This window comes from Nitrospira lenta, assembly GCF_900403705.1.
Lineage (GTDB): Bacteria > Nitrospirota > Nitrospiria > Nitrospirales > Nitrospiraceae > Nitrospira_D > Nitrospira_D lenta.
In genome coordinates, this window is the sequence record NZ_OUNR01000016.1 from 224564 (window position 1) to 248324 (window position 23761).

21 protein-coding genes are annotated in these 23761 nt (G+C 56.4%); 8 read left to right on the forward strand and 13 right to left on the reverse strand.

The window, feature by feature from the left end; translation table 11 throughout:
- The first annotated feature begins 76 nt into the window (after positions 1-76).
- Genes NITLEN_RS10825 through ligA form a run of 3 tightly spaced genes read left to right on the forward strand, consistent with a single transcriptional unit; the run spans position 77 to position 5000 of the window.
- Positions 77-1030, forward strand: coding sequence for an AAA family ATPase (locus NITLEN_RS10825; RefSeq protein WP_121989626.1), 954 nt, complete (start codon positions 77-79; stop codon positions 1028-1030).
- A complete protein-coding gene (locus NITLEN_RS10830; protein ID WP_121989627.1) occupies positions 1031-2956 on the forward strand; it encodes a hypothetical protein in 1926 nt (641 codons plus the stop codon).
- Positions 2934-5000, forward strand: coding sequence for an NAD-dependent DNA ligase LigA (gene ligA, locus NITLEN_RS10835; protein WP_121989628.1), 2067 nt, complete (start codon positions 2934-2936; stop codon positions 4998-5000). Before NITLEN_RS10830 ends, ligA begins: the two co-directional genes overlap by 23 nt.
- On the opposite strand, the gene NITLEN_RS10840 is transcribed toward ligA, so the two are convergent.
- The 6 genes from NITLEN_RS10840 to NITLEN_RS10865 form a co-directional block, all read right to left on the reverse strand.
- Positions 4993-6273: a hemolysin family protein gene (locus NITLEN_RS10840; RefSeq protein ID WP_121989629.1), complete on the reverse strand. Its 1281-nt coding sequence runs from the start codon at positions 6271-6273 to the stop codon at positions 4993-4995. The two genes, ligA and NITLEN_RS10840, sit on opposite strands and share 8 nt — an antisense overlap.
- A 279-nt stretch (positions 6274-6552) precedes the next feature.
- The gene (locus NITLEN_RS10845) at positions 6553-7233 is read right to left on the reverse strand and encodes an SPOR domain-containing protein (RefSeq protein WP_121989630.1); all 681 of its coding nucleotides are present in this window, start codon (positions 7231-7233) and stop codon (positions 6553-6555) included.
- Positions 7234-7236: 3 nt separating this feature from the next.
- Positions 7237-7647 (reverse strand): ACT domain-containing protein, encoded by a 411-nt coding sequence (locus NITLEN_RS10850; RefSeq protein ID WP_121989631.1) that lies wholly within the window; start codon positions 7645-7647, stop codon positions 7237-7239.
- 433 nt (positions 7648-8080) lie between these two features.
- Positions 8081-8488: a hypothetical protein gene (locus tag NITLEN_RS10855; RefSeq protein ID WP_121989632.1), complete on the reverse strand. Its 408-nt coding sequence runs from the start codon at positions 8486-8488 to the stop codon at positions 8081-8083.
- A 17-nt stretch (positions 8489-8505) separates the two neighbouring features.
- A complete protein-coding gene (locus NITLEN_RS10860; protein WP_121989633.1) occupies positions 8506-12039 on the reverse strand; it encodes a vitamin B12-dependent ribonucleotide reductase in 3534 nt (1177 codons plus the stop codon).
- A gap of 293 nt (positions 12040-12332) precedes the next feature.
- Entirely contained in the window at positions 12333-12704 is a 372-nt protein-coding gene (locus NITLEN_RS10865; RefSeq protein ID WP_181416798.1) for a DUF4359 domain-containing protein, read from the reverse strand.
- A gap of 138 nt (positions 12705-12842) precedes the next feature.
- Between NITLEN_RS10865 and NITLEN_RS10870 the strand changes: the two genes are divergently transcribed.
- Positions 12843-13136 (forward strand): hypothetical protein, encoded by a 294-nt coding sequence (locus NITLEN_RS10870; RefSeq protein WP_121989635.1) that lies wholly within the window; start codon positions 12843-12845, stop codon positions 13134-13136.
- On the opposite strand, the gene NITLEN_RS10875 is transcribed toward NITLEN_RS10870, so the two are convergent.
- The 4 genes from NITLEN_RS10875 to NITLEN_RS18690 all read right to left on the reverse strand — a co-directional run bounded on the left by NITLEN_RS10875 (position 13133) and on the right by NITLEN_RS18690 (position 16422).
- Positions 13133-14425 carry an AmpG family muropeptide MFS transporter gene (locus NITLEN_RS10875; protein ID WP_181416799.1) on the reverse strand — a complete coding sequence of 431 codons (1293 nt, stop codon included), beginning with the start codon at positions 14423-14425 and terminating at the stop codon, positions 13133-13135. The two genes, NITLEN_RS10870 and NITLEN_RS10875, sit on opposite strands and share 4 nt — an antisense overlap.
- 171 nt (positions 14426-14596) lie before the next feature.
- Positions 14597-14983 carry a hypothetical protein gene (locus tag NITLEN_RS10880; RefSeq protein ID WP_245924433.1) on the reverse strand — a complete coding sequence of 129 codons (387 nt, stop codon included), beginning with the start codon at positions 14981-14983 and terminating at the stop codon, positions 14597-14599.
- Positions 14910-15809, reverse strand: a complete 900-nt coding sequence (locus NITLEN_RS18140; protein WP_181416800.1) for a cadherin repeat domain-containing protein — start codon at positions 15807-15809, stop codon at positions 14910-14912. The genes NITLEN_RS10880 and NITLEN_RS18140 overlap by 74 nt, the downstream gene beginning before the upstream one ends.
- On the reverse strand, positions 15739-16422 hold the full coding sequence (locus NITLEN_RS18690; protein ID WP_342776540.1) for a matrixin family metalloprotease: 684 nt from the start codon (positions 16420-16422) through the stop codon (positions 15739-15741). Before NITLEN_RS18690 ends, NITLEN_RS18140 begins: the two co-directional genes overlap by 71 nt.
- Before the next feature lie 39 nt (positions 16423-16461).
- Here NITLEN_RS18690 and NITLEN_RS18695 point away from each other — a divergent pair, with 39 nt between their 5' ends.
- From NITLEN_RS18695 to NITLEN_RS10905, 4 genes are all read left to right on the forward strand, one after another.
- Entirely contained in the window at positions 16462-17115 is a 654-nt protein-coding gene (locus NITLEN_RS18695) for a hypothetical protein (protein WP_342776541.1), read from the forward strand.
- Between the two features lie 332 nt (positions 17116-17447).
- On the forward strand, positions 17448-18797 hold the full coding sequence (gene mtaB / locus NITLEN_RS10895) for a tRNA (N(6)-L-threonylcarbamoyladenosine(37)-C(2))-methylthiotransferase MtaB (RefSeq protein ID WP_121989640.1): 1350 nt from the start codon (positions 17448-17450) through the stop codon (positions 18795-18797).
- On the forward strand, positions 18794-20128 hold the full coding sequence (gene miaB, locus NITLEN_RS10900; protein ID WP_121989641.1) for a tRNA (N6-isopentenyl adenosine(37)-C2)-methylthiotransferase MiaB: 1335 nt from the start codon (positions 18794-18796) through the stop codon (positions 20126-20128). Before mtaB ends, miaB begins: the two co-directional genes overlap by 4 nt.
- A gap of 632 nt (positions 20129-20760) precedes the next feature.
- Positions 20761-21741 carry a hypothetical protein gene (locus NITLEN_RS10905; RefSeq protein WP_121989642.1) on the forward strand — a complete coding sequence of 327 codons (981 nt, stop codon included), beginning with the start codon at positions 20761-20763 and terminating at the stop codon, positions 21739-21741.
- 13 nt (positions 21742-21754) lie between these two features.
- Here NITLEN_RS10905 and NITLEN_RS10910 read toward each other — a convergent pair whose 3' ends face one another.
- Genes NITLEN_RS10910 through NITLEN_RS10920 form a run of 3 tightly spaced genes read right to left on the reverse strand, consistent with a single transcriptional unit; the run spans position 21755 to position 23601 of the window.
- Positions 21755-22471, reverse strand: coding sequence for a ribonuclease H-like domain-containing protein (locus NITLEN_RS10910; RefSeq protein WP_121989643.1), 717 nt, complete (start codon positions 22469-22471; stop codon positions 21755-21757).
- Positions 22468-22872 (reverse strand): (deoxy)nucleoside triphosphate pyrophosphohydrolase, encoded by a 405-nt coding sequence (locus tag NITLEN_RS10915; protein ID WP_121989644.1) that lies wholly within the window; start codon positions 22870-22872, stop codon positions 22468-22470. Before NITLEN_RS10915 ends, NITLEN_RS10910 begins: the two co-directional genes overlap by 4 nt.
- Before the next feature lie 6 nt (positions 22873-22878).
- Positions 22879-23601, reverse strand: coding sequence for an A/G-specific adenine glycosylase (locus NITLEN_RS10920; RefSeq protein WP_121989645.1), 723 nt, complete (start codon positions 23599-23601; stop codon positions 22879-22881).
- Positions 23602-23761: the final 160 nt, after the last annotated feature.

The window sequence follows — 23761 nt, forward strand, 5'->3', positions numbered from 1 at the left end:
AACAGGGGTTTGACCCACTCCCGGTGCTATGTTACCGTCCGGTCCATGAAGATGCCTCATCAGAAATCGTGCAGCCATGGATAATCGCGCACAAACCTCCCCCGCCAGAACCATCTCGGTACAGGGGATTACGCTGCATCTGGCGCAGCCCATTACGACATTGCAAGAATGGATCGGAAGCCGAGAGCCGCTGCAACAGCTCCTCGCCTGCTGGCTCAAAGTCGATCCGCGAGATCTTCCTCTGTCGCCGCGTATTACCGGTCCCCCGGGCATCGGCAAAACCACCTTGGCAATGTCAGGAGCTAAGGAACGCAAGCAGGACCTGTACGTCTTTCAATGTACCGCCGATACACGCCCGGAAGACCTGCTGATTACACCCGTCCTGGCAGAATCGGGATCGATCGCCTACCACGCGTCGCCGCTGGTGACGGCGGTGCTAACCGGAAGTATCTGCGTTCTGGATGAAGGCAATCGGATGAACGAGAAGAGCTGGGCATCCCTGGCCTCTTTGCTCGACCATCGCCGCTGTGTCGAATCGATCATCGCCGGCATTCTGATCGAAGCGCACGAAGACTTCCGCTGCTGCGTCACCATGAACGAGGATGCCTCCACCTATGAAGTGCCGGACTACATGCTCTCCCGTCTGCAACCGACCCTCGGCCTCGGATTCCCGTCGCGCCAGGATGAAATGGCAATTCTCCGCTACCATCTTCCTTTTGCAAAGGAAGATATCCTGAGCATCGCCGTCGGCTTCCTGCAGGATGCCCATCAGCTGAACCTGGAATATTCGATCCGCGACGGCTTGCATCTCATCCAATACGCCGTCAAACGGCTCGCCCAGGATTCGTCCCATCCGGTCGCGCTCGATCGCATGTGGCAAGAAGCCCTCTTGAAAGTGCTCGGAGCCGAGTCGCTTGATTTGGAAGAGCAGTCGAAGCGAAGGAAGCGGGCGATGGGTGATCAAGCGCTCCCTAAAGGCTTCGGGGATTTCTTTTTTGAGGAAGACGACCCTCTACACCCGGGACGCTGAATGTCTCGCTATACGCCGACCGACGCCCGCATACTCAGCCTGTCGCCGCGCATTGATCTCCTTCCCATCCTCCATGGCAGCGGCGACATCGCGCAGGAAGTCCGTGAAACCCTGATCGGGAAACGGTACGACTGCCTGGCCGTTCCACTCCCGCCCTCCGTGGAAGGCTGCCTCGAACAAGCGGTGGAGCGCCTCCCCGAGATCAGCCTCATCGTCTTGCCTGAACCGGCGCAAGAGGAAAAGGCCGGCGTCAGCATCATCCCCGTCGATCCCTGCCAGGCCGTCATCATGGGCATCCGCGTGGCGATGGGCGAATCTATCCCCCGCGCCTACATTGACCGTGAGGTCACTCGATTCGAACCAATTCCTTTTGTCGGGCCTGATCCCTATGCCGTCAAATCCGTCTCGCTTCCGATGCTTGCGGCTGCGACGCTGCCCTCTCTTGTCATGCCGCCGCCGGACTCACAGCAGAATCGCCGAATCAATTGGATGGCGTTTCGGCTTCATGAACTGGAGCTGGATCATACCTCTATCCTCTGTCTCTGCCACCTGACGGATTGGCCTTGGCTCCGCGCCGCCTATCAAGCCAATGCCCCCTATGACCGGCCGGAAACAACAACCGGACGGCCGGTCCGTTGCAGCGTCAATCGCGACTCTCTCTACTTCGCCTTGGGCGAACTGCCCTTTCTCACCGAATTGTACGAACGGCGTCGTGAAACGCTGCACTCAGATTGGAATCTTGCCATCGATGGCGTGAAGGAACTCCTCATCGAAACAAGGGCGCGGTGGATTGAACACCATCGAGCTGAAGGCGCTTCCATTCCGGACTGGGTCACGCCGCAGATCCTTCAGGCCCTCTTGCAGTACGTTCGGAATCTCACCCTGCTTGAACGCCGTCTGACGCCGTCACTCTATTCACTTATCGTCGCCGCCAAGCAAACGGCCGGAGACGACTTTGCCGTGATGCTGCTGAAGACGGCTAAGAGCTATGGCTATCAGGAAGATCACAATCAGTCGCGACTCGACGCCATCACCGTGGGACTCAATCAAGTGGAGTTGCCCGACGGTACTGTCGCCTCCGCCACCAACCGTCTGCAGGGACCGCCGCTTGTCTGGCGCGAGTTGTCGTTGAAACCGAAACCTGACCGGAAAACCAGCCGCCGATGGTCCCATCTCTGGAACCCGCAACGGCAATGCTCCTGGCCTCCGGAGGATCAGCGGATTGAAAGTTTCAATACCCACGTGCGCGCCCAGGCCTCCGCGCTCATCGGCGCGGACTTGGCCAAGACGGAAAAGTTTACGACGTCGATGAAAGACGGATTGGATCTCCGGGAAAGTCTTCGCCGGTGGCTGGGTGGGAAACGATCGGCTGGCTCACCGTCCGGCAGTGCCTTGAGTTCACTGCCGCGCATGGATCTGTATGTACGAGAAATCCCGCCCGCCCGCGGGAATGTCGAAGTGGTGATTTTTCTGTTTGATACTCCCGCCGATCCCTTGACCTATTCCTGGCAGGCTACCTGGTTCGCCGAGCACCAGGAAGAATCCACGCTCTGTTTTTACGCCACCCCGTTTGCCGATGACATGGTGGGGCCCGGCATTGCCCAGTCGCGTTATGGCGGCGCCTTCTTTCTGTTTCCGCCCCGTCCCATTCCGGATATCTGGAGCGATCCCCTCCTCGCTTTTGCGACCACCCTGGAGGAGCGGCTAATTGCGGCGGCGGCCGTTCACACTCGGGAAACGCACATTGCGCTGGTAACACCCATTCCGCCCCGCGCCAGTTGGCGGAGGATCGCCAAACAATTCGGACGGACGCTCGTCCCGATTCCGCTCACCAGATTTTCAAGCCAGACACTCGACCGGCTCCGTCGCTTTCACGTGCTCAACGGCCATGAGATCAGAAGTTATGCCGCCAGATTTATTCGATAACCTTTCGCCGTCTCGGCGGCCTGATTCATCCGCACCGGTTTCCGAACAGCTCGACTGGCTCCGGCAGGAGATCCGCAGGCATGACTACTTGTACTACGTCAAAGACCGTCCTGAAATCTCCGACGGTGAATATGATCGGCTATTCAAAGACCTGAGCGAGCTCGAAACTGCCCACCCGAATTTGGTGTCGGATGATTCTCCGACTCAACGGGTCGGCGCACCGCCTTTGGCTGAGCTGGGCAAGGTTAAGCACGAACGACCGATGTTGAGCCTCGACTCCATCGTCGATGTGGCCGACGTCCTGGCATTCGATCAACGGATGAAGCGTGAACTGGAGCACCAGCACATAGAATATACGGTCGAACCAAAATTCGACGGTCTCTCCATCGAGCTGGTCTACGAGCAAGGCCGGCTGGTTCGCGGCTCCACCAGAGGCGACGGAACGACCGGCGAGGATGTGACCGTCAACCTCCGGACAATCCGCTCCCTTCCCCTTCACTTGCGCCGTGATTCTTCCCCACCGGACCATCTCGCCGTGCGCGGCGAAGTCTATATGAGGCTCGACGACTTTCATGCCTTGAACCGGACCATGACGGAGCGAGGAGACGAGGCTTTTGCCAATCCGCGCAACGCCGCGGCCGGCTCGCTTCGTCAGCTCGACTCGACCATCACCGCCGCCCGCCCGTTAGTCGTAACCTGCTACGAGGCCATGGCGGTATCCACTACACCGCCGGATTCCCATTGGAGCGAACTCGATGCGCTCGCCGAATGGGGACTGCCCATTCCCAGCCATCGGCGCCGGTGCCTCACGATTGAAGAGGTCATCGCATTCCACCGCGAAACCGAACAGGTGCGCGACAACCTCCCCTATGAAATCGATGGGCTGGTGGTGAAAGTGAATCGCCGGGACTGGCAGGAGCAGCTGGGCTTCAAATCCCGCAGCCCACGCTGGGCCATAGCCTTCAAGTTCGCCCCGCGCAAGGAAATCACCGTAGTACAGGATATCGTCGTCTCGGTCGGACGTACCGGCACACTGACTCCTGTAGCACTACTACGACCGGTTGAAGTCGGCGGGGTTACGATCAGCCGGGCCACGCTGCACAATGCGGATGAGGTGGCACGGAAAGATATTCGTGTGGGCGATACGGTCAAAGTCGAGCGTGCCGGCGACGTGATCCCCGCGATCGCGGAACGGATCCCGATTCCCGATGAGTCCCGATCAGATCCATTCACCATGCCGGACCATTGCCCGGTATGTGGCTCAGCCGTCGCGCGCGAGGGTGCCTATTACTACTGTACCGGCCAATCTGGCTGCGTCGCGCAATTGAAAGGCGCCATCGAACATTTCGCCTCCAAGCAGGCGCTCAATATAGAAGGGCTTGGGAAAAAGACTGTGGCGCAGCTTGTAGACCAAAAGCTGGTCGGAAGTTTGGCCGATCTCTATCGCCTGACCCGCGATCACCTGCTACCCCTTGAGGGGTTTGCAGAGAAGTCGACCTCGCTCCTACTCGAAGCCATTGAGCAGAGCAAGACCGTGTCGTTGGATCGCTTCTTGATGGGGCTGGGCATCCGCCAGGTCGGCCAACACATCGCGAAAGTCCTCGCCAGGGAGTTTGGAACGCTGGACACCATCATGGAAGCGGACGAAGCGCGATTCCTGATGGTTAAAGAAATCGGCCCTGAGATCTCCGCCAGTCTGGCCTCCTACTTTCGCGAAGAGTCCAATCGCCGAGTGATCGCTCAACTGCGCGAGCTCGGTCTGACGCTTACGGAACAGGCTCGCTCCGCCTCACCCAAATCTCTTCCCCTCGCCGGAAAGACCTTCGTGTTCACCGGCGGACTTGACCGCTTCAGCCGCGATGCGGCCAAAATTCTGGTCGAGCGCCTGGGAGGAACCGTGTCATCCAGCGTGAGCAAACGCACGTCGTTTGTCGTCGCAGGACATGATCCAGGATCAAAGCTTGAGCAGGCACAAAAGCTGGGGGTTGCGGTGTTGAGCGAACAAGCCTTCTCTGACTTGGTCAAAGAAGGGAACGCTAGCTGACGGGATTCAGCGAAGGAGTTTCCACCGTGACGGGGGTTTTTTCTTCTTTATAAATGTCCACGCTGCGGATCGATCGGGGATCGGCCTCGTGAACAACTAAGCGGCAATGTGCGATATGCAACTCTTCTCCGGCTTTCGGGATACGGCCGAGTTCGCCCTGAATGAGTCCGCCGATGGTCAAGGCCTCGTCGCCAAGATCGACCTTCAAGAAGTCGTTCACCTTGCGCACTTCAGTCCTCCCGTGGACCAGAATCTGATTCTTTCCGATTCGCTTGATCAGCTCTTCGGTAATGTCCGTCTCATCGACGATTTCGCCGACGACTTCCTCCAGGAGATCCTCCAGCGTAACCAATCCCATCACGCCGCCATACTCGTTGACGACGATCCCCATGTGACGTTTTTCTTGCTGAAACTGCTTCATCAAATCGTCGGCCGTCTTTCCTGCCGGCACAAACAAAGCCGGGTGGGCAATATCCCTGAGGCGAACATCTGAACGCCCCTTCGCCAACTCGGTTAACGCCTTCGTCTTGTAGAGCACGCCCGTGATGTTATCCAACGTCCCGTCATAGACCGGAATGCGGGAATACTTCGAGTTATACAGCAACTCCTGCGCTTCCTTGAGCCGCAAATTCCCATCCAGAGAAAATACGTAAATGCGCGGAGTCATAGCATCTTCTGCCGTAATATCTTTCAGTTGAAAGACATTCTTGATCATCTTCACTTCTTCCGATTCCAACTCGCCGGCCTTTCTCCCCTCATCCAGCATGATCTTGAGCTCTTCCTCAGTCACAAGAGGCAGGGTTAACCCCTTCCCTCCGGTCAGTCTCTGGATGAGCGGCACCATGAGAAACAGGAGCGGCTTCAATAATATCTGAACGCCGTACACCGGATACGCCATATTCAATGTAACCGGTACGGCAAATTTGGCGGCTAAGGTCTTTGGAATGACGTCGACCGACACCAGCAACACAAATGTCAGAACGCCCACCATCACGGCAATGGCTTCCTCAAATACAGTTTTCCCACCATAGGCGTTGAGCGTAATAAAGGTGGCATACATCGGGATAGCGGTTCCCACCAATCGGTCCCCGACCAGAATGGTCGAAAGGAGTCGTTGCGGGTCACTTCGGAGCATCAAGGCCATGGATGCGCGTTTGTTGCCATTCTTGGCAAGGGCGCGAAGACGAGTCTCATTAACTGAAAAAAACCCAATCTCAGCCGTCGAAATGACGGCCGATAACGCGATCAACGCTAGGAGGATCAGAATATCCATTGGGGCTCTTGATTAGGGACGACTAGCCACGAAGGCTAGCCTGATAGAACGAACCGCGTGGATTCTGTCGCGGAGAGGAGGCAGAGCCTCCCCTGACTGAACAGATTCAACCGACCATGTGGGAGCTAGGATGATCATCGGATGATAGATCTATCACACCCACTGGGAAGGGGCAAGAGATTCAAAGAAACTGACAGGAATATCAATCAGTTCGAATAGGCCGAGTCGTGAATGGACGTGAAGACGATCGGAAACAATCTACGTTTGACTACGTATGATCTAGTTATCATCTCTCACCACAAAGGACTGGATATGATGTTGAGCATCCAGTCTAGATGAGGCGGTCTGCGCATCGGCCTCAGTCAAAAACTGTCCCACCTGTACCCGATACCGCCGGCCTTCAGGTAATTCCACCTGCACCACACGCCCGCCAGGATACTGAGCCCCGACCTGCTCGAATAACCCTCTGGCATTCAGAGGATCAGCGAAAGCCCCCACCTGAATGCGCAAAACCCCCATCCCTTCGGGTCTGGCCTGGTATCCGATTACCTGAAGCTCAATCTGATCAGTCCCATTTCCGGTCATTCCGATCGCTTCAGCCCCGGCCAACGAGAGATCAAGCACCCGTCCCTTGGCAAACGGACCACGATCGTTGATACGTACGGTCACCTGCCTCCCGGTGGAAACCGATCGCACAACAGCGATAGAACCCAGCGGTAATGTTCGGTGAGCCGCCGTGAGTTTGTGCATGTCATACTGCTCACCGTTCGCGGTTTTGTTTCCGTGAAATCCAGGACCGTACCAGGACGCAACTCCTCGTTCATGGAATCCGACCGGATATCCAGGGAATCGGTGAACAGGAGGCGGTTGGGACTGGCACGAGACCAAAACCGTGCAGACCAACAGCGCAGCGGTGAAGGCGAGAGGAGAACGGACGGACACGGGCCTGAAGCCCTTCATGGCCTAGAACTCATCAAGTGATTGATCTTGAAGCAGCGCCAACGCCTTATTCGTATTCGAGACGGTTAATACAACGATGGCGCGCTTCCCTTCGCGCGAGGGCGTGCAGTAACCGCATTTGATATTGATACGGTTTTGAGTCAGCAGTTCCGCCACGTCCATCAGGGCGCCGGGCTTATTTTTCAAGCTCAAGAGAAGCGCGGTTTCTTCCTTAAACTTAATCTTCGCGGCCTTCAATGCCGCTCGAGCCCCGTCGAGATCCGCAACAAGTAAGCGCAGCTTTCCGGTTCCTGTCACCTCGGGCGCCGAGAACGCCTTGATGTTAACCCCCGCCTCACCTAAAACAGCCGCCACCTGAGCCAGCACGCCTGGCTTGCTCTGTCCGCTAATGACTACTTGTGTTGTTGTCGGCATTGGGGTTACTCCTCGTTGCGGTCGAAATCAAAGAATAGTGACGATGCTGTTGTACTTGAAATACTCGATAGAGATCAATTTTCGTGCTCATCCAACCCGGAGTCTTTCAAAGGAGACCAAGACCGATAGAGATGCTTGATGCGCGAGCAGGATGCGGTCTTTCCTGGAGCTCTTCTGCCACAGTCATACCGTAGTGAGCGCCGGATGTTCGTATTCGATGGCCTCAACGCCCCCCGCTTTCCCTGACAGCAGACACGCCAGGGCTTCCAACTATTCATCATCAGCCTGCTCCTTTTGTCTATCTTCGATCCGCGAGTTCAACTGATCCGCAGAGCACTGGGCCGACATGGAACATCTTTCCCCATGAACCGCATCAATAAAACGCTGACTTGCAGCGTCGATTCACAACGCCTCAGGAGACACAACGAAGCCGTTAGAGAATTTGCACCACGCCATTCACAAAGCCGTACTCATAGATACTGCTGAACCGGAGGTCCACTGACGCGGCAATCCTTTCGGCCTGCGCCCGGTTCCCCCGCGGGATCAGCAAATACATCGGCACGCCGGCGACAGCGGTACGCTTCCATTTATACTGGGTATCGGGATTCTGAAGCGAGTCCTCGGTCTCGACTTCAGCCATCCATTGCATACTATTGCCGCGCGGGCTAAACGACCATCCGGCAATATCCGATTGCTGGCCAGGATCAGCCCAAGGATTATGATCCGATGTCGTCCTAATGGTGACCTTGCAGTGAAACGCACGTGCCCATCGCTGAGCGGCTTCACTAACGACCTGGTCGTGAATCGTCTCAATCCCCGTTTCACGTAAAATCGCATTCATGGATGGCCTCCCCTACATCACGAACATCCATTCGTCGCACCGCAGCTCACACACTTCAGGCAGGTGCCGTTCCGCACCATCGTAAACTGCTTGCACTCCGGACAGGGATCGCCTTCATAGCCCTTGACCTTGGCGCTCTGCACCTCTGTCAGAGTCAGCGTCTCACGGATCAGCTCGACTTTACGCGCCGCTAGCGAATGACCGTTTCCGCTCCCATTCTCTTTTGTTCCATTTCGGCGAATCGGCAGATGCTCCATACTCACCGATGATTTCGCCAACGCAGCAAGATCGGCTTCTTCATCCACACATTCGGGATCCTGCTCATCCATCTTCATCGAATCCATCCGAAGATCGTCCTCTTTGACCTGCGCCAAATCGTATCGATCCAGGTAGGTCACGGCCAATTCACGGAAAATGTAGTCGATGATCGACGTCGACATCTTAATGCGATCATTCAGCTTGACCGGCCCATTCGGCTCAAAACGGGTAAACACAAAGGCTTCGACGAATTCCTCCAGCGGAACTCCATGCTGCAAGCCCAAGGAAATCGCGATCGCAAAACAATTCATCAGACTGCGGAATGCGGCGCCTTCCTTATGCATATCCAGAAAAATCTCGCCGACCGTGCCGTCTTCGTATTCGCCGGTGCGCAAATAGAGTTTATGTCCGCCGACAATGGCTTTCTGGGTATAGCCGTTCCGCCGTCCCGGCAACGGTCTCCGCTTGGCCAAATAGCGGACCAGCACACGTTCGGTAATCTTCTCTGCGGCCGCCGATATCCTGTTGACCGATGCCTCGACAGTCTTCTCTCCGTCGCTCGACGAACTCAGCGGCTGACTTAATTTTGAGCCGTCCCGATAGAGCGCGACCGCCTTCACCATGCTCTTCCACGCAAACTGGTAGGCGGACTTAACTTCCTCCAGCGTCGCCTCTGCCGGCATATTGATCGTCTTACTGATGGCGCCGCTGATAAACGGTTGCGCCGCAGCCATCATTCGAATATGGGCATCGACATGAATAAAACGCTGGCCGATCCGTCCGCAACGATTGGCGCAATCGAAAACCGGCAAATGCTCGGCTTTCAAATGCGGAGCCCCCTCGACCGTCATTGTGCCGCAGCAATATCCGTTAGCTGCGGCAATTTCCTCCTGCGTGAACCCCAGCGCTTTGAGCATATTGAAATTCGACTCGGCCAACTGAGCATCGTCCAGGCCGAGTTTTTCAATGCAAAACGTTTCGCCCAAGGTAAATTTATTGAACACGAAGGCGATCTCAAACGCCTGAACCAGATTGCGTTCCAGCCGTTCCAGCGCAGCATCGTCAAACCCTTTATTCCGCAACGTCACGTGATTGATAAAGGGCGCCCCCTTGAGCGTCTGAGCGCCGACGCAATAGCGGATGATGTCCTGAATCTGGCTCTCGGAGTACCCCTGCGTGGTAAGGGCCTGAGGAATGCTCTGGTTGATGATCTTAAAATATCCGCCACCGGCCAGCTTCTTGAACTTCACCAAGGCAAAGTCCGGCTCGATCCCGGTGGTATCGCAATCCATCACCAGCCCGATGGTGCCGGTTGGCGCAATCACCGTCACCTGTGCATTGCGATAGCCATAGGCTGTCCCAAGCTCCAACGCCCGATCCCAAGCCCGGCGGGCGGCAATGAGCAGATCCGGCGGACACTGCTCCGGCTGAATGCCCATGGGAACGATCGACAACCCCTCATATTCATCTGCCGCGGTATTATAGGCCGCACGGCGGTGATTGCGGATCACCCGCAACATCTGGTCGCGATTTTTCGTGTATCCGGGAAACGGCCAGAGCTCCGCAGCCATTTCCGCCGAGGTGCTATACGACTCTCCGGTCATGATCGACGTAATCGATCCGCAAATTGCCATCGCTTTGGGGGAATCGTACGGAATCCCCTGCCGCATCAATACCGTCCCGAGATTGGCATAGCCCAACCCCAATGTGCGGAACTGATAACTTCTCTCTGCAATCGATTTACTCGGAAACGAGGCCATTAGAACGCTGATCTCCAGCACGATCGTCCAGAGACGCACGGCATGACGAAAGTTCTCCAGCTCGAATTGCCCGTCCGCCGTATAGAACAGCGCCAGATTCAGCGAAGCCAGATTGCAGGCCGTATCGTCAAGGAACATATATTCGGAACAGGGATTGGAGGCGTTGATCCGACCATCCTCCGGACAGGTGTGCCATTCATTGATCGTCGTGTCGTACTGCGTCCCGGGATCGGCGCAGATCCACGCGGCCCAGGCAATCCGATCCCAGAGATCGCTCGCCTTCACGGTCTTGCAGACCTTGCCATCAATCCGACGTTTCAACTGCCAATCGCTGTTGTTTTCGAGCGCTTCGAAAAACTCATTCGGGATTCTGACGCTGTTATTCGAATTCTGCCCGGAGACCGTCTGATAGGCTCTCCCATCCCAGTTCGTGTCGTACTCATGGAACACAAAATGGGTAAATCCCTGTTGGGCGTAAGCATACATACGCTGAACGTAGGATTCCGGCACCATATCCCGGCGAGCCTCAGCCAGCGCTTCCCCTAAGATAGGATTCTTCTTGGGATCAATCTCGGTCTTCGTCTGGCCCATGCTATCGACGACATGGCAGGCCTTCAACACAGCATTCAACCGCTGTGCGCAGATCTTCGATCCCGTGACCATCGCGGCCACTTTCTGCTCTTCAATGACTTTCCAATCGATAAATTCTTCAATATCGGGATGGTCGAGATCCAAACACACCATCTTGGCCGCACGCCGAGTCGTGCCGCCGGACTTGATGGCGCCGGCCGCACGATCGCCGATTTTGAGGAACGACATCAGGCCGGACGACCGGCCGCCGCCGGATAAGCCTTCACCGTCTCCCCGCAACCGCGAAAAGTTGGTTCCGGTTCCAGACCCATACTTAAACAACCGGGCTTCCCGCACCCACAAATCCATGATCCCGTTTTCGTTGACGAGATCATCATCGACCGACTGAATAAAACAGGCATGTGGCTGGGGGTGTTCGAATGCGTTGACCGACTTCACCACTTCACGGCTTTTGGGGTCTACGTAATAGTGCCCCTGCGCCGGGCCTGAAAGCCCATAGGCGTAATGCAACCCCGTGTTGAACCATTGCGGCGAATTGGGAGCGGCCATTTGCCGGGCCAACATGTAGCCGACCTCATCCTGGAAAGCCTCGCTATCCTCCGGCGTCTTAAAGTAGCCGTACTCTTTGCCCCAATGCGTCCAACAACCGGCCAGCCGGTCGAAAACCTGGCGGGCATCGCGCTCACTACCCAAGACCGGCTTCCCATCAGCACCTACCAGAGGATTGCCCGCTGCATCCTTCTGAGGCACACCCGCTTTCCGAAAATACTTCTGGGCGAGAATATCGATCGCCAATTGAGACCACTGTTCAGGCACATCAATATTCTCAAGTTTGAATACCGTGGACCCATCTGGATTACGAATCTCCGACGACCGCTTGACGAAGGTGAGCCCCTCGTAGGGACCCTGGCCACGACGGGTAAATCTTCGCTCAATTCTCACAATAGTCCTCCTCCTTCAAGAGGGTGCTGTAGCTGTATACGAATAGGGGCATAATTGAGGGTCTTTTCTCTGGTACGGGACGACCGTGATGTGAGACATCCATCGCGGATGGACTACATATAGCTATTCAGAATTTTTGTCAACACCAAGTATAGTGGTTCAGGCGTGATATGAGGGGAAAACCTGGGGACAACCAATGTGCGTGTCTGATCGCTAGCTTGTGACGATTTTGAGGTACTTATCCACAGAAACAGAGCTCCAAAATAGCAGGAAATTGATCGGTACGCCCTCCCCTAAAATGCCAATTGTCCAATTTTAATGGTCGCCTCCTCCACCCCTTCGATAGGAATGAAGTGCCCAGCCACACCGATCACAACAATCTTCGTACTCACTGCCTGGGTAACATACCTACTCGCTAGTCCCCAATTCTGCCGCATGGTATGGGGGCGAACCACCTCTTGGAGAATCTTCTTACTCTGACTCTGGAAGATCTGCCGGATAAATTGCTGTTCGCGGCTGGGAGCACTGCGATCCATTCGATCAATCGCCTTTCCTAATTCGCTCTCTACAAACTGGAGATAGTCGTCCATCGTCGGATTGGACAAAGCCAGCCCCACCGCCACGCCCAAGACCAGCACAATGCTCGCGAGACGAAGCAGGCTCATATCATCCCCCATGAGATCCACCAATCACCTAGCACAGAACAACCTCGCAGTTTGACAAACCGAAACCGGCTGATTAGCCTAGCTCCCCACCACCGCTCCCGATCGCGATAGGGCGGCCACATCTCACAGGAGGATCTCATGTTTGTTTGGAGTAAACGCCTGGTTGCCGCTCTGCTGGGAAGCTTCATGCTCTTGCTCATGATCTTCCTTTTTCAAGGCGCACCGGATAGCACAAGCGGCCTGAAGATCCACACCACCCGCTGGATGGCCCTCAACTATGCCGGCCTCATGATCTGGATCTTCGTCTGGATGATCGACCAGGCCCGCGTCCGTGGAAAGAATGTCTGGCTCTGGCTCGTGCCGTTCCTCTTTGCTCCGCTGGTGACCCTTATGCTGTTCGTGCTCTTCCTCCAGCGCAAACTGTCATCTTAGCGAGTACCGGCCGGCTGAACCGGTACGACAGCTGGGACAACCGGCGCAACTGGACCGGTCGGGCCAAAGGAAATTCGTTCGCGCACGCGCCATACCGCCCAGAGACCGGGCAGCGCCACCACAAAGGTCAGCAGAAAAAACTGGCCCCACCCGACCGCCGCGACGACATCGGCAGAAGGACGCCCGGCAAACACACGACCGAGAGCTTCGAGCGAGGACAGCAGCGCAAACTGCGTCGCCGTATACCGCGGATCACAGAGCGACATCACCAAGGCGACAAACGCCGCGGTGCCCATCCCTCCAGTAATATTTTCAACCATCACCACGCCGGCAAGCAACGCTGCACTCTTCCCCGCCCAGGCCAACACCACAAATCCGAGATTAGACACCGCCTGCAGCAGGCCGAATAGCAAGAGCGCCTGCACAAGCCCCATCCGTGCCATCAAGAGACCGCCGAACAGTGCCCCCAACAACGTCGCCAGAATCCCGATACCCTTCACGTACCCGACTTCTCCGGCAGTAAAGCCGATGCCACCGATGAGAAACGCGGTTTGGAGCGACGACGCAAAAGCATCACCAAGCTTATAGAGCACAATCACCGCCAGAAATCCGACCGCATGGGGACGCGTAAAGAATTCGGCAAGCGGCGCACCGATCGCTTCGCCCATCGTCTTGGGAGCCTCGGCAACGCGGCTCGGCTCCGGACTCAGCACAATGACAGCGGTTCCGATCACCATGAGCCCTGCCAACAACAGATACGTCGTTTGCCACCCCACGAGATCCGCGACGACCAGCGCCCCAGCCCCGGCCACTAACAACGCAATCCGATATCCGTTCACCCAGACGGCTGCACCGAATCCCCGCTCCTGCGACTCCAACGTCTCAGTCCGATAGGCGTCGAAGACAATGTCGAGCGAGGCCGCGAGAAAGGCCACGAGCAGTGCAAAGGCCGCCAGCAACTCCGGATGCTGCCGCGGACTCGTCACGGCCATCAGGACCACGCCGAGTGCGACGCAGAGCTGCGTCAGCACCATCCAGCCGCGCCGACGACCCAGCCAGGGAGGAACCAACCGATCAATAACCGGCGCCCAGAGGAACTTGAGCGTATAGGGCAATCCCACCAGCGTGAAAATGCCGATGGTTTTCAGATCCACCCCCTCTACCGTCAACCAGGCTTGCAGCGTCCCGGCCGTAAGCGCCAGGGGAAGTCCGGACAAAAACCCAAGAGGGAACATGACCGCCAAACGGCGGTTCAACAAAACAAGCGGTATGAACTTAGAGATATTCATTCGATTCGTCATTCATGAACTGCGCGCAAGACGCAGATGGCTCCTGCAGATGAACCCGAAAGCAGAATACCATTGAACAGGATCGCTTTCTCAGCAGAATCTCGAATCCACGCGGACTCGCGAGAGGGGCGAGCCTGCCGCCATTCGCACGACACCGTGAACCGAATGACGCTAACAGGGTTGGCCGTTAAACGCACAGGGTTTGTATCGTAAAATATCGAAATCGATATTTTCCTGATACACGCGCTCGTTGCCGTTCACGCCGTCCTGCTCGGGATCATTCCACATCGTGTGATCCCACCAATAAAAGAGCGGTTGGTCCTCGGTCTGGTAGAGGGGATTACCGTAGTTGCTCCGCGCATACTCCTGCACAAGCCGGCCGGTCACATAGTCCACCTGCCCGTTCCCCTTCAAAGAATAGAGCATGATGAACAACCGCGCTTCATGGTCATAGAGTTCATCGAGCCGCGTGGTCAGCTCCGGCTCAACCGGCAAGACTCCGTGGGACGCGGTATGGGCGGGCACGATCAAGAGAGAGGCCATCAGCAGTGTACGCATCCAGGTCGCTCGTGAGACCATCTCGACACCTCCCGGCAAGGTGGGTCACTTTATCGGGCACGAGGCGCACTGTCAATTCAGCAGAAGCGCCACGCGCCGTGGCATTGAACCTCGCCCCTGCCGGCAAGCCGGTCGCGCGGTACCCCAGCGGCTGTGCCGGGAGGTCCGAATAGGTCGCGGCCATCGTGAGCCGCAACTCAGCCTCTTCGTTGACCACCTTGGGCCCAATCGGATGGAGCGTCGGCGGAGTAGTGGTCAGTTCTTTCACGTCGACCGTCATGCGGCGAGTCGCGGACAAGACCGGCGTCCCGGCATCCGTCACAATCACGGCTATCGTGTAGCGGCCCACCGTCTGTGTGCGCGGGACCGCCCAACTCAAGACGCCGATGTTCGCATCAATACTGGTGCCGCTCGAGGCGCCTGGTGCGAGACGGTAGGTCAAGACGGTGGATTCCGGCGCGCTGTTCGAATCGCCCGGATCCGTGGCCACTACGTGAACCGTCAACGTGCGCCCCTGCTCCACCGTCTGTGCCGCCATCGGCGCGATCACCGGCGCATCGTTCGTCGGCGTGATGGTGAGCGTGACGGTCGCGCCTTCGGCGACGGTGTAGGCATCATTCACCGCGACGGGCGCCGCCGTCGGGTGCCCGTTCGTGAGCAGCACGTTGTCGAGGACGATGGTACTGGTGCGGTCCCCAAACCCGAGCAGATCGAACGAGAACCGGGCCCCTGCTCCAGCCGTGATACCGGTCAGGTCAATGTCGACGAGCACCGGTTGCGTCAGATCCAACGTGGAACCGGAGAGGGCGCCAGTCGAGAGGCTCACACGGTTGCTGAAGCGGACCGTGCCGTCCTGTTGGAGATTGAACAGCGAATCCGTCTGCGTCAGGCCCGCGGTCACACCGGCGAGCGGCGTCAGGGTGCCGGATTCGAGGGGCGCCACTTCGAAGGCGTCCTGGGGACGGGTCAGGGGACTGGCTCCGGGCGGAGCCGGTGCCTGTCCCCGGTTCTGTCGATGATGCCACGGCTCCGAGATCCAGCGCCGAGGGCAATCGCCGGATGCCGGGATCAATGGAACCAGCCATGAGGCGCGTGCCGTCTACGGCGGAGCTGACGTGGTCCAATCCCATGACATGCCCGAGTTCGTGCATGAGCACGGTCATGAGATCGATCTTGCCGGCAGCGGCACGGCCCTCCAGCGCCGTGAACTGCCAGGGATTCGCGCCGACCACAAACTCTTCGTTCGTCAACGGGGTTGAATCGATGAACCACCCATACCCAGCGGCATCGGTATCCAATGTGATGGTCGTGCCGGACGTGAGCGCCAGGTACCCATCAGCCAGATCGGCGATGGTAATCGTGGCCTGGTTGAGCAAGGCAAGTTGATCGGACGTCAGCCCAAGGAAGCCGCTGCCAAATGCATCGACTTGATTGACCAAGTTCCGATCAGTCAGTACAGTTTGGCTACCGAAGGAGAGATGATGCTGAAGCGCATTCTGATTATCCTGGTTCTCGTTCTGACTCAGGCCGGGTGTGATACCAAATATGGGGAGGACCTGTCCCCTTTTGTCCGAGGTAAGCTGGACGCTCAGGGACAACTGGACGTCCAGCGGCAGAAGCGGGAACTGCTTCAGATTGAGGACATCAAGGTTGGAACTGGTCCCGTCGCCGCTTGGGGACGACGTCTCTCCGCCGATTTGACTGTTCGTTACACCGACGGCACTCTGGTCTATCAAGGCCTGATCTACACTTACGTTGGATTCGTCGACATTACCGGCATCGAAAATGATATCCGAATCGGTCCATTTCTCACGGGAATCAACGGAGGCATTCAGTTGGGACTGAACGGCATGGCCGTTGGTGGTCAACGCCGATTCACTGTCGACAGGAGTTTGGTCTGTTTGAATATCAAGATGGATGCCGGTCCCAACGCTACTTGTGGCCTGATTGAGCGAATCAAAGTCCGAAAAGAAAAATTGATTGTGGAGGCCGCCCTCATCGAATCCTGCATTCCCTTGAGCTTCCGCGCCATCTATATGAATGGGGAATACCTGCTGCATTTCCGAGCCGGTTGCCGCAATTCCGATCTGCCTCGACTCGCCCCCAGCGCTCCCATTTGGCACGTTTACTAAGTTGTTCCACTGCTCCTGTGCAGACACAACGAGTGAACCGAGAAAAGAAAATGGGACAGGCTGAGCTAGCCCCACTTTCTTACTTCAGCAATGTAATGTCTGTCTGCGCTATCTGGATGGGAGCAATACCGGTCGTCACACCAACAGATTCAGCCTGAAGCTGCAAGCCGCCCCTAGCAAGCGAACATTATCGATGTAGATTCGGTCAGTACCCACATCGCAGGCGACCGTCACGAAAAGGCTCCCGACCATTTTTATCTTCCATCAGCTCCCTTCTCTTGCCCATCTCCCACCTTGCCCCTCTCGCAACCCCTCCCCTATAATGCCACCGGATGATCACGAACACTGCACAACCACGCGCCTCGCTGCATACGCTCGGCTGCCGGCTCAATCAAGCTGAAACTGCCGTGCTCGGTGAACGACTGCGGCAAGATGGCTATCGCCTGGTGGCATTCGGTGAACCCACTGACCTTCTCGTCCTCAATACATGTTCTGTCACGGAAGACGCCGAACGGACCTCCCGCTATCTCATTCGCAAGACACTCAAACATTCGCCCAACGCCTTTATTGCCGTGACCGGCTGCTATGCGCAGACGGGACCGGAAGGATTGAAGAAACAGGCTGGCATCGACCTGATCGTCGGCAATCAATACAAGCTCGACCTCCCGACCTTTCTGCCGCCCAGCGATCGTCTGCAGAAGCACGCGGCACCGGTCGTACATCGCACCAAGACCATCGCCCCGGAGGATTTTGAACTCCCCGAGTATGGAACGCCAGACTCCACCCGCGCACCACTCAAGATTCAAGACGGCTGCAGCACCATGTGCAGCTTCTGCCTGATTCCCTTTGCGCGAGGCCGGGAACGAAGCCGTCTGCTCGACGATCTGTTGCGCGAGGCCGAGCTGCTGGCTGAACAGGGAGTTCGGGAAGTCGTTCTGACCGGCGTGAACATCGGACAATACCGCCAGGCCGGCGCAGATCTCTGCACTGTAATCGCACGGCTGGAAACCATTCCCGGTCTGGAACGCATCCGTATTTCCTCCATTGAACCGACGACGGTCACTGATCAGTTGCTGGAGCTGATGGCCTCGTCATCCAAACTTTGCCCCTATCTCCACATTCCTCTCCAAAGTGGAGACGACGGCATCCTAGCCGCGATGAACCGATCCTATTCCGCACAGGACTATGTTCGGTTGATTGAGCGAGCCTTACACAAGATTCCCGATCTGGGACTTGGCACAGACATCATGGTCGGCTTTCCCGGGGAAGACGAAGCGGCCTTCGGCAATACGCTGAAGCTGGCCACTGAACTTCCCTTTGCCTATTTCCATGTGTTCCCATTTTCCCCAAGACCGGGAACCGCGGCGGTGAAGCTGGCCAATCCCGTCGCGGTAACGCAGATGAAAAAACGAACCGCCATCTTAACGAGTCTGTCGCAAGCCAAACGCCTCGCCTCTCACGACAGGCATATCGGAACGACGATCCCGGTCTTGTTCGAAGCCGGCCTCCATGACGGTTTTGCGCTGGGTACGACGGCTAACTTTCTGAAAGTCGCCGTCCCGTCTCAGTCCGAACTCACAAACCAGGTCCATCCCGTCACCATTACCGCTGCCAGCGAACGCTGGGCTGTCGGCCACCTGGCTACGCATCATGCCACGACAACGACATTACAGATGCTATGACGAACAAGACCACGCCACCTCTCGTTCATATTGAAACCTTCGGCTGTCAGATGAATGAATCTGACAGCGAGCTCGTCCGCTCATTGCTCAAACAGGACGGGTTCGCCTTCACCGAAGACCGTGAGCGGGCCGATGTGATGCTGATGAACACCTGCGCGATTCGGGAGAACGCGCACAACAAGGTCTACGGCCATCTCGGAGAATTGCAGGCGGTCAAGAAAGAGCGGCCGCTCGTCGTCGGTGTGTTGGGTTGTATGGCGCAAAGCCTCAAAGATGAGTTGACGAAAAAAGTGCCGCTGATCGACGTGCTCGCCGGTCCCGATGCCTATCGCCAGCTCCCCATGCTGATTACAAATGCATTGCAGGCGCAGGAACAGGGGTTTGCCAAGAAGTCTTTTGCCCTGGACCTTTCTGAATACGAAACCTACGAAGGGGTGCTGCCGGATCGTGAAGGCGGGGTCAATGCCTGGATCACCGTCATGCGCGGTTGCGACAATTTTTGCAGTTTTTGCGTCGTCCCCTATACCCGCGGACGTGAGCGTTCACGCGATCCTCAGAGCGTCCTGGTCGAAGCGCAGCAAGCCGCAGCCCTCGGATACAAACAAATTACGTTGCTCGGGCAGAATGTGAACTCCTATCGTTCCGGAGACTGGGACTTTGCCGCACTCATCTCTGCCGTGGCCGACACCCCTGGTATCGAACGGGTCCGCTTCACTTCGCCACACCCTAAGGACTACCCGCGTTCACTGATCGAGGCGATCGCCGCACACCCAAAGATCTGTAAGCACATCCATCTGCCGCTCCAATCCGGGAGCGATCGCATTCTCGACCTGATGGGACGCGAGTACACCGCCGCCGATTATTCCAAGTTGGTTGACCAGATCAAGGGAATGATCCCGGATATCGTCCTGACCACCGACATCATCTGTGGATTCAGTACAGAGACTGAGCAAGACTTTGAGAGCACCTGTCGACTCGTCGAACAGACCCGATTTCATTCAGCCTTTGTCTTTGCCTACTCTGAACGGAAGAACACCATCGCCGCCAGAAAGTTTCAGGACGACATACCGGAAGAGGTGAAAGGCAATCGCGTCAAACGGCTTGTGGAGCTTCAGCGCGAGATCGGCGGGGCAAGGAATCGTGAATATGTTGGCCAGACGCTCCCCGTTCTCGTCGAACGGGAAGCCACCCGTTCACCTAACCGCTGGATGGGTAAAACCGACGGAAACATTGCCGTCATTTGGGATAAAGCCCTTGAACCGCTCCAACCTGGCGCACTCACGCATCGTCGGATCACCGACTCATCGGTTGCCGCACTATTCGCTGAGTAGTCTCAAGTAAGCCCTCTGCACATCATCTCAGTTGCCGTCACATCCGCTACTTCTTCATCAGCACACACTCGTCAACATAGGAACATTCTTGCACGTCTGCTTTAGGTACTGAACATTTTCTGACACGCTTTCGTCAAAAACCACTCACAATCTCGAAGTATTCTTTGGTATCCACTCCTCTGCCCTGCTTTTCAAAACGCATGAAGCCCACTCAGTCACACGCAATATTTTCTATCAATAGATCACGCAAACAATTGTTTTATTTAAAAAGATCATCTACAACATCTCCTAGATCTTTTACGAAGATGCAGTCCACGCCGTCCCGCGTGAAAAGATTTCCTCATCACACTAAAATATTTTTCCTCTTACTTCTCAATGGCATGCCAATTGCTATCCGAGAAAGAACAGACGTGATCAAAAAGAGTTACTCGATATATTCATCATCTAACTAAGCGGATTGACGCATGACACTCGAGACAATTATTTCACTGGGCGTTTTGGGATGGATGACGGTAGGCATGGTGCTTATGGGCCTCGGCATCTGGTAACCCTCCAAGCGCCAGTTACGCATCTAGCTAGATAGTCCCCTTGCACACGCCGATACTTTTCTACCCATCGAAAAAGGAGCAGCCATGCACCCCCTTCGAAACAAGCCGACCCACTATACGACCACAGGATTGCTTCTGGGAGCCGTACTCTTGAGCGGCTGTTCCATAATCTCGGGATCGCAGTCCATGCATCAGAGCGCCAAAGGCTCCGTCTACCTCGAAGAAGTTTCTGAATGGTCCTTCGAAGCCAACCACCCGACGATAATCGATCAGAACACGATGCTGAAAATTGTAAAAGGTGTCGTCACCGAAGAGGCCGTCTCGGCCTCGACCAGAATGCCCGCGAGTGGCAGTAAGCCGATGAGAGTATTCAGCGATGGAGATGCCGAGTTTCTCGCTCCCCTGCTAGCCCAAGGATTGTCGCGAGCGAAACCGGAACAGATTGTCGGTTTCCGTGTATCTTCATCGGCAGGGTCAGGCGCTGCACCCACCGCGGGCACCCTTTACGTGCAACATGGCGCGGCCTATTTCACCCTCTCATCTCCCAAGGGGATGAAAGCCGCCGGGTTCATGCCGAGATCGGCCGCCCATATCGAGTCGGCGCCCTCATTTGCGGCCAACGGTGCCGCCGGTGCTATGTCGATGGTGATTGACTATGCGGCATTGGCCAGGGCATCCATGCCGGCTGCGATGCCCGTAGCGGCTGCAGCCCCTGCGCCTGGTGCACAGTCTGCCTTTTCAGCCCCGGTGAAAGTCACCGCCAGACAAGATGCTCCCGCATCGACTTCGGCTGTCGCGATCAGCGAGATGGCCGCGTCTGCCGACAAACCGACAAGTGATCTGACCACCGAAGATATCCTCAATAGGAATTTGGAGGAACTACGCCAAGCGAAAGAGGCTGCCGCCCTTAAGGAATCGGAACTCAAAATCCTGCGCAAGGAAACCGAGTGGATGAAGAAAGAACTGCGGGAACGCACCGCCGAACGCGATGCGATACGAGCCAAGAACGTAGCATCGAAAACAGCGCCTAAAAAGAAGCCCGCGGAGCTTCAGCCGACTCGATAGGAGCACGCCATATCTACAAGAGCTCCAGCAACTCCGGCTGGAGCAAAACCACTTCACTAGACAGGGGTTGCCGAAAGTTCATTCGACAATAACACGCATACGTCACATACGTATCTTGCAGACAATACCGGGCCAACTCCTGTCCCTGCCCCTTCTCCCACATCTCTGCCACCTGCGATCCGCTGCCCGACTTGGTTTCCACATGAAGCGCGCGCGCTAACACATCCAGCTTGACCCACCCCCGCGTGTCCCAGTTACTCCAGATCGCCATCGTGTCATAGACAGGTTCGGCCCGAAACTTCGCCAGACTGATGTCGTAGCTTGGTTTCACCTGGTGAATTATCGATCGCTTTTTAATAAACGGCAGATCGAATCCGAGGCCGTTATGAGTAATGAACAAGGTAGGCCGGTCCTGCGCAATCCTGGCCCAGAACTGACGGAGTAGTTCCTTTTCATTGCTCCCATACCAGGCCACCGCACTGCGCGCTTCCATCTGATCGGAAAATTCGAGCAGGCCGATGCAGACAATCTTACTGAAGGTCCCATCGAACGCCGATTTGGCATACTGCTCATCTTCCGCATGACGCGCTTCTTCAGCGGCACCGGCTTCAAAAAGATCCATCCCCCCGTGCCTGGACGATTCCTCTTCTGGCGGGTGCTCTTTTCCGACCAAATGTGCCCATTCCGCACGCGGCGCTTGAATCGTCTCAATATCCAATACGACTTTCATCGCGACTCCATAATTGCATCACGCTGCAAAGACTCGAGAATAACTGCGTCAGCAGGTGGAAAGGTGAACTGATTGAACTCCTCCGGCAACACCCAACGAAGCTCCGCACAATCCAATGCCTCAGCTTCGCCGCTTTCAATCACACAACGAAAGAAATGTAGCTCCACGATCTTCTCCGGATACTCATGCCGCACAATCCGATAGGGCAGCGGAATACCGACCACCACGTTTAACTCTTCGCGCAGTTCTCGCCGAAGACAGTCTTCCAACGATTCTCCGCCTTCACGCTTTCCCCCGGGGAATTCCCAATAGCCGGCGAGATGCACACCGGCCTTCCTCCGGGCAATCAGATACCGCCCATCGCGCTGAATCAAACCGGCGGCCACCTCGATGACGGTCATATCCGTCTATTTCCTGTTAGACGCGGCATCGAACGGATACGTCTTGCAGATCGACTTCATCGGACACAGCAAGCAATAGGGATCGCGCGCGGTGCAGACCATCGCGCCGAAATCCATAATGGCTTGATTGAAATCATAGCCCTTGCCTCTCGGAATCAAGGCCTCGGACAACTCCCACAGCTGCGCCTTTTGCGCTTTGGGGTCGCCTTCGGCGATAAACACGCGATGCAATACCCGGATCACGTTCGTATCGAGAATGGGGGCGTCTTCGTTGAACGCGAAGGAACGAATCGCCCCGGCCGTATAGCGCCCAATCCCTTTAAAGGACAGCAGCTCTTCCGCATCATTGGGTAACTGCCCGCCGTATCGCTCCACCGTTTCACACGCGATGCTGTGGAGCCGCTCCGGCCGGATGTTATAGCCCAACGGATACCAGGTCTTCTTCACATCGGCGACCGGCGCCTCCGCCAGATGCTCGAAACTCGGATAACGATCAAGAAACTCATGGTACTTGGGAATCACCCGATCGACCTGCGTCTGCTGCAACATCACCTCTGAAACAAGAATGTGGTACGGATCGGACGTCTTACGCCAAGGCAAATCACGTCCATGCTCGCCGTACCACTTGAGTAAACGCTGCTGAAACCGGCGTTTCTGTGACGGTGTGAGTGCGGGACTCTGAGCCTTTGACCGGGTCTTTCTTCGAGGGGATTTGGATGAGGAGGGCATACTCTTTCCGTGTGAACAATGGCACATTCTAGGGGGGCCGCTCACTCAAAATCAAACGGCTCACAAAGCGGAAAAATGGTCCGGACGTCAACCGATGCAATCCCCATACGTTCATTGAATCATGCGGGACTATTCAACGGTACAAACACGTGGTAGCGTA

Bases quoted from the DNA above. Each gene is read 5' to 3' on its own strand.
- NITLEN_RS10825 (WP_121989626.1), top strand. From the start codon at position 77: ATGGATAATCGCGCACAAACCTCCCCCGCCAGAACCATCTCGGTACAG.
- NITLEN_RS10830 (WP_121989627.1), top strand. From the start codon at position 1,031: ATGTCTCGCTATACGCCGACCGACGCCCGCATACTCAGCCTGTCGCCG.
- ligA (WP_121989628.1), top strand. From the start codon at position 2,934: ATGCCGCCAGATTTATTCGATAACCTTTCGCCGTCTCGGCGGCCTGAT.
- NITLEN_RS10840 (WP_121989629.1), bottom strand. From the start codon at position 6,273: ATGGATATTCTGATCCTCCTAGCGTTGATCGCGTTATCGGCCGTCATT.
- NITLEN_RS10845 (WP_121989630.1), bottom strand. From the start codon at position 7,233: ATGAAGGGCTTCAGGCCCGTGTCCGTCCGTTCTCCTCTCGCCTTCACC.
- NITLEN_RS10850 (WP_121989631.1), bottom strand. From the start codon at position 7,647: ATGCCGACAACAACACAAGTAGTCATTAGCGGACAGAGCAAGCCAGGC.
- NITLEN_RS10855 (WP_121989632.1), bottom strand. From the start codon at position 8,488: ATGAATGCGATTTTACGTGAAACGGGGATTGAGACGATTCACGACCAG.
- NITLEN_RS10865 (WP_181416798.1), bottom strand. From the start codon at position 12,704: ATGAGCCTGCTTCGTCTCGCGAGCATTGTGCTGGTCTTGGGCGTGGCG.
- NITLEN_RS10870 (WP_121989635.1), top strand. From the start codon at position 12,843: ATGTTTGTTTGGAGTAAACGCCTGGTTGCCGCTCTGCTGGGAAGCTTC.
- NITLEN_RS10875 (WP_181416799.1), bottom strand. From the start codon at position 14,425: ATGAATATCTCTAAGTTCATACCGCTTGTTTTGTTGAACCGCCGTTTG.
- NITLEN_RS10880 (WP_245924433.1), bottom strand. From the start codon at position 14,983: ATGCGTACACTGCTGATGGCCTCTCTCTTGATCGTGCCCGCCCATACC.
- NITLEN_RS18695 (WP_342776541.1), top strand. From the start codon at position 16,462: ATGATGCTGAAGCGCATTCTGATTATCCTGGTTCTCGTTCTGACTCAG.
- mtaB (WP_121989640.1), top strand. From the start codon at position 17,448: ATGATCACGAACACTGCACAACCACGCGCCTCGCTGCATACGCTCGGC.
- miaB (WP_121989641.1), top strand. From the start codon at position 18,794: ATGACGAACAAGACCACGCCACCTCTCGTTCATATTGAAACCTTCGGC.
- NITLEN_RS10905 (WP_121989642.1), top strand. From the start codon at position 20,761: ATGCACCCCCTTCGAAACAAGCCGACCCACTATACGACCACAGGATTG.
- NITLEN_RS10910 (WP_121989643.1), bottom strand. From the start codon at position 22,471: ATGAAAGTCGTATTGGATATTGAGACGATTCAAGCGCCGCGTGCGGAA.
- NITLEN_RS10915 (WP_121989644.1), bottom strand. From the start codon at position 22,872: ATGACCGTCATCGAGGTGGCCGCCGGTTTGATTCAGCGCGATGGGCGG.
- NITLEN_RS10920 (WP_121989645.1), bottom strand. From the start codon at position 23,601: ATGCCCTCCTCATCCAAATCCCCTCGAAGAAAGACCCGGTCAAAGGCT.